7 protein-coding genes are annotated in these 6,770 nt (G+C 63.6%); 3 read left to right on the top strand and 4 right to left on the bottom strand.

Annotated elements, in window-relative coordinates; all coding sequences use genetic code 11:
• Nucleotides 1-34 precede the first annotated feature (34 nt).
• The 3 genes from FJY68_07230 to FJY68_07220 all read left to right on the top strand — a co-directional run bounded on the left by FJY68_07230 (nucleotide 35) and on the right by FJY68_07220 (nucleotide 2,479).
• Nucleotides 35-1,198: a helix-turn-helix domain-containing protein gene (locus FJY68_07230; protein ID MBM3331627.1), complete on the top strand. Its 1,164-nt coding sequence runs from the start codon at nucleotides 35-37 to the stop codon at nucleotides 1,196-1,198.
• A gap of 130 nt (nucleotides 1,199-1,328) precedes the next feature.
• Nucleotides 1,329-1,988 carry a hypothetical protein gene (locus FJY68_07225; GenBank protein ID MBM3331626.1) on the top strand — a complete coding sequence of 220 codons (660 nt, stop codon included), beginning with the start codon at nucleotides 1,329-1,331 and terminating at the stop codon, nucleotides 1,986-1,988.
• Nucleotides 1,823-2,479 carry a hypothetical protein gene (locus FJY68_07220; GenBank protein ID MBM3331625.1) on the top strand — a complete coding sequence of 219 codons (657 nt, stop codon included), beginning with the start codon at nucleotides 1,823-1,825 and terminating at the stop codon, nucleotides 2,477-2,479. The genes FJY68_07225 and FJY68_07220 overlap by 166 nt, the downstream gene beginning before the upstream one ends.
• A gap of 247 nt (nucleotides 2,480-2,726) precedes the next feature.
• On the opposite strand, the gene FJY68_07215 is transcribed toward FJY68_07220, so the two are convergent.
• The 4 genes from FJY68_07215 to FJY68_07200 form a co-directional block, all read right to left on the bottom strand.
• A complete protein-coding gene (locus FJY68_07215) occupies nucleotides 2,727-3,797 on the bottom strand; it encodes an acyl-CoA dehydrogenase (GenBank protein ID MBM3331624.1) in 1,071 nt (356 codons plus the stop codon).
• 30 nt (nucleotides 3,798-3,827) lie between these two features.
• On the bottom strand, nucleotides 3,828-5,492 hold the full coding sequence (locus tag FJY68_07210; protein ID MBM3331623.1) for an FAD-binding protein: 1,665 nt from the start codon (nucleotides 5,490-5,492) through the stop codon (nucleotides 3,828-3,830).
• A 129-nt stretch (nucleotides 5,493-5,621) separates the two neighbouring features.
• A complete protein-coding gene (locus FJY68_07205; GenBank protein ID MBM3331622.1) occupies nucleotides 5,622-6,308 on the bottom strand; it encodes a 4Fe-4S dicluster domain-containing protein in 687 nt (228 codons plus the stop codon).
• Nucleotides 6,301-6,750 carry a hypothetical protein gene (locus FJY68_07200; GenBank protein MBM3331621.1) on the bottom strand — a complete coding sequence of 150 codons (450 nt, stop codon included), beginning with the start codon at nucleotides 6,748-6,750 and terminating at the stop codon, nucleotides 6,301-6,303. The genes FJY68_07205 and FJY68_07200 overlap by 8 nt, the downstream gene beginning before the upstream one ends.
• Between the last annotated feature and the right edge of the window lie 20 nt (nucleotides 6,751-6,770).

Below are 6,770 nucleotides of genomic sequence, written 5' to 3'. Positions count from 1 at the left end.
TTGCCATTCTACAGCGCTGTAGAATTTGCCTCAGATGAAGAGGTCGCCGGACACGTTCATTTTCACGTCGGAACTGGGCTCCAGGCTTCGGGATTTGCGGCTGAAGGCGGGCCTGACACAGATGGAGCTGGCGCGAGCCATGGGTCGGGCCGGGAAGAGCGCCGGGAACCTGGTAAGCAGACTTGAGAAGGGCGATGAGCGCTATCCGTCGTTCGGCCTGATCGCCGACTTCCTGCGCGGGTGCCGCGCCGGGTTCAGGGACATCAACGACATTTTCGATCTTTACACCGGCCTGCCTACGGCACAAGACAAGGTCTATGACGTCGTCCTTACCCGCGCGGTATCCGGGGTAGTGCCCAAGTGGCAGGCCCAGGTCACAGAGTACGACCGTCAGTTCGACCAGCCGAAGGCCAACGTGCCCGCAAGGACTGAGCCGTCCATGCCCGACCGGCTGAAGCGGCTGGAACTCGCGCGGAAGAACGCGGCGGCAGCGCGGCGGCGGTACTTATACGGCGAGTACCTCAAAGTCGCCGTCAACAAGACCGGGCTGGACCCCATCATGACCGTGACCGAACCGCTATTCAAACACGGGTTGGAGTGGTTCGGCATCCTCTTCCGCACGCGCAGCGCCAGGCCGGGGAAGAGGGAGACGCAGCTGGCCGAATCTGAGGCCAGGTTTGCGAAGGCCAGCGGGTTTCCGCTGGAGGCTATTCGGGAGCTTGAGGACGGCGTACGTCGTCGCTTCGCCGAGCTGGAGATGGCGGGAGAGCTCAACTGGCTGCCGAACCTGAGCCTGGCGGAATACGAGGCAGGACTTCTGGCTCCGGCCCGGAAGCTCAGCCTTAAGCAGGAACAACACCGCGAACTCGTGAACCGACTCCACGAACACGACGTTGCTCGCAAGGCAGCAACTGAGAAAGTGTGGGCCGAGGTGCAGCAATTGCTGGATGAGGCGGGCGTGCCCGGCGACCGGCGGGTTGTCTATCGCGGCCTGGTCAGTGCCTGTTGCACCGCGGCGCTGAACCACGAGCCGAATAGCGTGGGGGAGAAGGCGCAACTGGACGAGTACATCCTCTCACCGCTGTGGATCAGCCGCGGGCTCGACCAGACACTGGCAGAGAAGCTCTGCGGCGTCATGCTTCCCCGCTTCCGCGAACTGGCCAAGACACTCCCGCCGGATCCGCGCCCGAAGCGCTAGGCGCGACCCAGACAGGACTTCACCACCAAGACACCGAGGCACCAAGCGGACAACGTTGGGGCAGCGAACGACAGACGATGTACGATCCAACGGTGAACGACACGGGCTTGACGAGCCCCAAGAGCGGACGATGATCATGCACTCAGGAGGCACCATGAAGTACGTACTCGTGCTGCCAGTGATCAGTCTGGCTCTGTTGCTGGTCGACGCCGCGTTGGCTGCGGATTCGCTCAATGTCCGGCTGGTCGGATACTGCGACACGCCGGGCAATGCCCGAGACGTCGTCGTGGGAGGAGGCTACGCCTATGTCGCGGATGGCGCCGCCGGGCTGCGAGTGATCGCAGTCTCGGACCCGGCTCACCCGGTCGAGGTCGGCTACTGCGAAACGCGGGGCTCGGCTTGTGGCGTTACGGTAGCTGGGAGCTACGCCTACGTGGCAGACTTCGGCGGGTTGTGCGTCATAGACGTGTCCGCTCGCACGGCCCCGCACGAAACGGGGTACTGCGACACGCCGGGCCAGGCCAGGGACGTGGCAGTTGCCGGGAACTACGCGTACGTGGCAGACGGCCTTGCCGGGCTGCGGGTCATTGACGTATCGAATCCTGCTTCACCGTCGGAGGTGGGATGCTGCGACGACACAGTGGACGACTCTTTTGGCGTGGCGGTTGCCGGTGGCTATACGTATGTTGCGGACGACTCCTGTCATCGGGTGAGAGTGATAGACGTAGCCGATCCGGCAAACCCCCGGGAGCGTGTCGCCACAAGACGCCGGGTAAGGCCAATGGCATAGCAGTCTCGGATGATTACGTGTATGTGGCAGATGACTCTGCCGGGCTCAGGGTGGTAGACGTATCCGACCCTGCAGACCCGCAGGAGCGGGGGTTCTGCGACACCCCAGGTCTCTCCTGGGGAGTGACGGTTGCCGGCGGCTACGCCTACGTGGCAGACCTCGACTCCGGGCTCAGGGTGATAGCCGTATTCGACCCCGGTTCCCCGGAGGAGCGAGGGTACTACAACACCCCGGGCCCCGCCTTTGGTGTGGCGGTTGCCGGCGGCTATGCCTACGTGGCGAGCGACACAGCAGGGCTGCAGATTGTTGAGTTCTACGGCGCGGGCATAGAGGAGAGCCCCAAGCCGCAAGCCACAAGCCGCCAGCGACGATTCTGTCCGGGGCGTCCGGCGTCAAGCGTCTGGCATCGAGCGTCGTCTTGGACGCGATGGGGCGGAGGGTGGTCAGCCCGAAGTCAGGTGTCTACTTCGTGCGTCAGGCGTCTGGCGTAGAGCGTGATGCGTCGGGCGTGACCAAGGTCGTTATCCAGCACTAGCCGCAAGCCTCAAGCCGCAAGCTAGAAGCCCCGGTTAGAATCCAGACAATCTGCGTCATCTGCGCAATCTGCGGATGAACCTGTCTGCGTCAGCTACCGGCTTGGGACACGATCCACTTCAGATTCAGAATGGGGACAGTCCCCGGCCGAGAAGACTCGGCCGCAATCCGGTACAGTCCCCATTCTGAGGACTCGTCCCGCGCCTACGGTTGAAGGCGGGAGATGGTCTCGCGGGCGACAGCGAGGCGGAGCAGGTCAGTCGCGTCGGAATCGGCGGCGTTCTTGCGCAGCCATTCGGCTATCGGTGGGATGGTGCCGCCGTGGATGCGCACCGAGCGGTTGACCGTTTCGGTCAGGACCCTCTGAGACTGCAGCTTCACCAGCATCGAATCGTACTCGACCTTCTTGCCTTCGGCCGCGAGCCATGCCGTGTGATACACCATCCAGCGCAGGGCCTCGATGTCGCCGGCCATGTCGGCAAGCGTCTGCTGAATCGACGCGCGTTCGGAGATGTGCGTGCCCATTGAGGTCCAGTCGTGGGCGTACTGGGCACTGACTTCGAGCAGGCGGTCGCAGGTGCCGAGTATCGCCGCGGCGCGGATGATGCGCGTGAGCGGGAACCACTTGCGGCCAAGGCTCAGGGCTTTGCCCGGAGGGCCGAGGACCTGCTCGGCGGTGACGGCGCAGTCCCTCAGGGTCAGCAGGTTGCCGGTGAGCGTGGTGCCCGGAGTACCGGGATCCAGAATCAGACAGATAGGGCCGATAGGACCTATGGCGAAGACCAGATAGAAGTCGGCTTTGGGTTTGGCGAGCAGCTTGGCGCCGTTGAGGACATAGCCACTGTCGGACTGCGTCGCGGTGGTGGCCATCTTGGCGGGCTCGCTGAAGGGCACGGGCTCGTCAAACGCCACTGAATAGGTCTTCGCGCCCTCGACCACCGGCGCGAGGTACTTGGGCTTCTGCGTGTCCGAACACTCGTAGAGTATGGGCGTGAGCTCGCCCCATTCGACCGGTATGATAGTCTGGCCGAGCTCGTCGGCAATCAGGCAGGTCTCAATCGGTCCAAGCCCACCGCCGCCGAATGCTTCAGGCACGCCCGCGCTGTAGAGGCCCATCTCTTTGAGGCTGCCGGTTGCCGCCTCGACGATGGCCGTACGCTCAGCCGGGTCTTTGGCATTGAGGAACTTTGGTTCCTGGGGAAGCAGGTCACGCCGCACGAACTCGTGTGCGGTCTGGCGGACCATGTCTGCATCTTCGCCGAAGGAGAAGTCCATGCTAGAAGAGTGGTCCAGTGGTCAAGTGGTCTAGTGGTCTAGTGCAGGACATCGGGATTTGCGGGTGTAGTCGGGGAGGAGGAGGGGAGACTTGACCTCGGAGCCGAGGCCTTTGGCCGCAAGCTCCTTGCGCCAGCGCTCAACATGGGTGAGACCCAGTTGCGGGTCACCGGTTCGTTCTTTCGCGACCTTGGCCGCGGCCACTCCGGCCCTGCGACCGAATACCACTACGTCCAGTAAGGAATTGCCCATCAAGCGGTTCCGGCCGTGAACACCGCCAGATGCCTCGCCGGCCACCAGCAGGCCGGGTACGTTGGTGGCGCAGTCGGCGGCGATCTCCACGCCGCCGTTCTGGTAGTGGAGAGTGGGGTAGACGAGCATCGGTTCTTTGGCGATGTCGATGCCGTGCCGGCCGAACTGGCGTACCATGGCCGGCAGTTCGCGCTTGACCGTACCCGCACCGCGCCGGATCTCGATCATCGGCGTGTCGAGCCAGACCGCCTGCACCGCAGTCGGGGTCGTGATGCACTTGTTGAGGCTGCACTCGCGGATGATGGCCGAGGCGACGACGTCGCGGGTCTCGAGCGGGAAGATGAACTGGTTGCCTTCGGAGTTCACGAGCTGCGCACCGATGCTACGGACCTTCTCCGTAACTAGCAGACCGAGTATCTGCTGCGGATAGGCTGCGCCGGTCGGGTGGTACTGCATCGTGTCGATGAAGGCGAGGTGAGCGCCCGCGCGATAGGCGAGCACGAGCCCGTCGCCGGTCGCGCCGTAGTGATTCGAGGTCGGGAAGCCCTGGTAGTGGAGCCTGCCAGAGCCTCCGGTGGCGATGATGACTACCTTGGCTCTGACCACCGAGTAGCGGTTCAGGTTGAGGTTCTGCAGTATCGCGCCGGTCACTTCGCCCTTGTCGTCGGTCAGGAGCTCGACTGCAGGCGAGAACTCGAGCAATGTGATGTCGCTCCGACTCCTGACTTCGTCGCGCAGGGTGCGCATGATTTCGGCACCGGTGTAGTCCCGGGCGGTGTGCATCCGGCGGCGCGAGGTGCCGCCGCCGTGGATTGTCTTCATCGAGCCGTCGGCGTTCTTGTCGAACATCGCACCGAGGTCTTCGAGCCAACCGATGGCCTCGGGTGCGTCGGACACGAGCGCCTCGACCAGGTCCGGCGTGTTCGCGAAGTGGCCGCCGCCCATTACGTCGACATAGTGAATGGCCGGCGAGTCGTTGTCCTTGTCCGCGGCCTGGATCCCGCCCTGCGCCATCATCGTGTTCGCGTCGCCGAGGCGCAGCTTGGTGGCAATCATCACCTTGGCCCCGGCGTTGTCGGCCATGATAGCCGCAGAGCAGCCGGCGCCGCCGCCGCCGATGATCAGGATGTCGCAGGTGTAGTCGGGCTTGCTTTGGTTGATAGTCGGCGGAAATGGGGACTGTCCCCCAGGAGGTACAGTCCCCATTTTCGGAAGGGTGGAATCGGCTTCGAGCAACAGAGCGAGTTCGCGCGGGGTGCGGTCGCCGGAGTTGGGACCGATGCGCAGGGCAGCGAACGTATCGGCAAGAAAGTCGGGGTGGAAGCCTCTGAGCAACGCTTCCTTGGCGTCGGCCGTGGCGCGGGGGAAGGTCTCGGACATCCGGCGTTCACGGCCGGCGACAACAGCGTTCAGCGAATCCTGCATGTTCGATGGATAGCTCATGTTCCCTCCGACCGGACGAGCTCAGAATTCAGAAACCAGAAATCAGAAGTCAGAAATGACCTGAGTCCGACCCGGAATTCCGGTTTCTGCATTCTGCATTCTGACTTCTGCATTATCCCGTTCCTCATACTACTCTCCTGGTTCGATGTCGCGCTCGGCATAGCGCTTCTTGAGCTCATCCTTGGACTGCTTCTTCAGCACAGCGATGTCTGAGTTGAACTTGCCGGCCTTGACCTCGTCGCGGCGGCGGGCCAGATGCTCGGACTTGGGCGCGAGCTTCCGGCCGTAGATGCGACGACAGAGCAGCGCCGCGTTGTGCTTCACCAGCTCGGCCGGGCAGCGGGATACGCAGAGTCCGCACATGATGCAGTCGAAGGAGATGTCGGCGGCCGCGGCCAGGTCGCCGCGAACGATGGCCGCGACATAGCCGAGGACGTCGATGTCCTGCGGGCAGGACTTGGTGCAGGTGTTGCAGCCGTAGCAGCGGAGCATCTCGTGGTAGAGGTCTAGTACTTCCTTCGCCTCGCCCTTGAGTTCGGAGAGGCGATAGGAGGAGCGGTTGGCCGGGTAGAAGGGGATCATCGTGAGTTGCATGTCGGGCTCGACTCTGGTCTGGCAGGCGAGCGCGAACTTCAGGTGATAGTCGCCCGGCAGCCGGTAGACCGTGGCGCAGGCACCGCAGAACCCGCCGCGGCAGCCGACGCCGCGCACCAGCTTGTACCCGGCATGCTCGAAAGCCTGCAGAATCGTCAGCGAGTCCGGCACGCGGTGCCGCTCACCCATGATGTGAATGTCAACAAGACCGGTCTCAGCCATTCTTGGCCTCCTCAAGGAAAGCGTCCAGATAGTAGTCGTCAGTCGGCCCCAGCCGCTCCAGCAGGTGCTGCATCTGCTCGACCGTGCGCGTCTTCACGATGTAGTGTTTGATGCTGGTGTCCACCTGCGGGCACGACATGACGCAGGCATAGCAGCGGTCGCAGTCAGTTCCGACCATGGTCTCGAGCGCGAGCGAGGTGCGCTGGGCGGTTTTCTGAAGGCGGGCGGGTTCGCGGGCAAGGAGCGAGCAGATGTCCACGCAGTTGCCGCAGCCGAGACAGGCCCGGCTGCCGGTCAGTTCCGCCTCGGCCATGAGCGTATGGGACGGGCCGAACCCGGATGAGAGGAGACGGCACCGGGCGACCGGTGGCTCGGAGATGTCGAGGATGCGCTCAAGCACCTCGACCACGTCAGCGATGGCTGTCTGCTTAGTGTCAGGCATGGTTTGGTAGGGTTCAAGGG

The sequence above is a fragment of the candidate division WOR-3 bacterium genome, assembly GCA_016867815.1.
Lineage (GTDB): Bacteria > Hydrothermota > Tepidihabitantia > Tepidihabitantales > Tepidihabitantaceae > UBA2258.
Note: the sequence above shows the minus strand (reverse complement) of the source record. Positions and strands in the feature narration are given on the sequence as shown.

Coding starts and splice junctions, on each gene's coding strand:
- FJY68_07205 (MBM3331622.1), bottom strand. CDS start 6,308: ATGGCTGAGACCGGTCTTGTTGACATTCACATCATGGGTGAGCGGCAC.
- FJY68_07230 (MBM3331627.1), top strand. CDS start 35: ATGAAGAGGTCGCCGGACACGTTCATTTTCACGTCGGAACTGGGCTCC.
- FJY68_07210 (MBM3331623.1), bottom strand. CDS start 5,492: ATGAGCTATCCATCGAACATGCAGGATTCGCTGAACGCTGTTGTCGCC.
- FJY68_07220 (MBM3331625.1), top strand. CDS start 1,823: ATGCTGCGACGACACAGTGGACGACTCTTTTGGCGTGGCGGTTGCCGG.
- FJY68_07215 (MBM3331624.1), bottom strand. CDS start 3,797: ATGGACTTCTCCTTCGGCGAAGATGCAGACATGGTCCGCCAGACCGCA.
- FJY68_07225 (MBM3331626.1), top strand. CDS start 1,329: ATGATCATGCACTCAGGAGGCACCATGAAGTACGTACTCGTGCTGCCA.
- FJY68_07200 (MBM3331621.1), bottom strand. CDS start 6,750: ATGCCTGACACTAAGCAGACAGCCATCGCTGACGTGGTCGAGGTGCTT.